The organism is Sessilibacter sp. MAH3, assembly GCF_054658275.1.
In genome coordinates, this window is sequence record NZ_BAAGIE010000065.1 from 1 (window position 1) to 1,063 (window position 1,063).

The following is a 1,063-nucleotide window of genomic DNA, read 5'->3' on the forward strand; positions in this document are numbered from 1 at the left end:
ACAACCGATTCTGGCGTTCTTGTTACCAACGCAGAAACCATCAACAACACCGGCACATTAACGGGCAGCAGTGGGCTCGATGAAGCCTTTGCATTAACCGCTGATCAGCAGGTTGCAGTCTCTGATCAAACCTTTAACGCGGTTGGCAGTGTGCAAGGCAACGGTGGCGATGCAGACAGCATCGCGCTTTCAAATCTCGGTGTGAATCTTTCTGGCGGTGTTATTACTTCTGGCACAACCAGCATCAGCACTATCTCAACGGTTACTGGCGTTGATACCCTTGTCAGTGACAGCGGGGTGACTGAATCTTTTGACTTAAATGGCACCACCTTAGCCGTCAACACCCAAGCCGGTGTGAGCTTTGAAGATGTGAATACCATTAATGGTGATGTGAGCGATAGCATTGCCTTAAATAACAACAATGCAACCTTAACCTCGGCAACAGCTTTCGATACCGACTCCGGTGTTCGTGTTAATACTATTGGTAATGTTTCAGGAACAGGGCAGTTAACGGGTAACGCTTCGGTCACCGGCGGCAACAGCTTTACCGAAACCGGCTCAAACCAAGTGTCATTATTAGGTTTTGCTTTCAGTGGTGTGAACACGGTTGATGGCGATACGGCCGGTATGGTTAATGTCAACAATTCTGGTGTCGCCCTTGGTGCAAGCGACTTCACCAGTGGTAACAGTATCACCTACACAAACGTAACAACCGCAACCCAGGTTGGTACCTTAACCGGTACCACTGGAGACGATAGCTTTGATGAAATTGCGGATAACCAAATTGATACGAATGGTTTCGCTTTCCAAGGTGTGTCTACAGTTAATGGTAATGGTGGAACCGATAGTTTAGCGGTACGCGCAGGTTCATCGGCTAGTCTCAATGCTGCCGACTTTACCGTATCGGGTATTACCTACACCAACATCGATGCAGTTGATGGCGTAATCTCTGTCTCTGATAGCGTGAATGGCAACCGCTCTTATACACTCACCAATAATGATCTGGATATTCTCGGATCTACCTTTAATAACATCACCACCTTAACGGCCGGTACTGGTACAG

General features: G+C 47.9%; 1 protein-coding gene. It reads left to right on the forward strand.

Translation table 11 applies throughout. From position 1 onward, the window contains the following. Window positions 1-1,063 (forward strand): beta strand repeat-containing protein (locus tag ACYQ2C_RS18560; protein ID WP_460104686.1); only part of this gene is annotated, 1,063 nt, incomplete at both ends.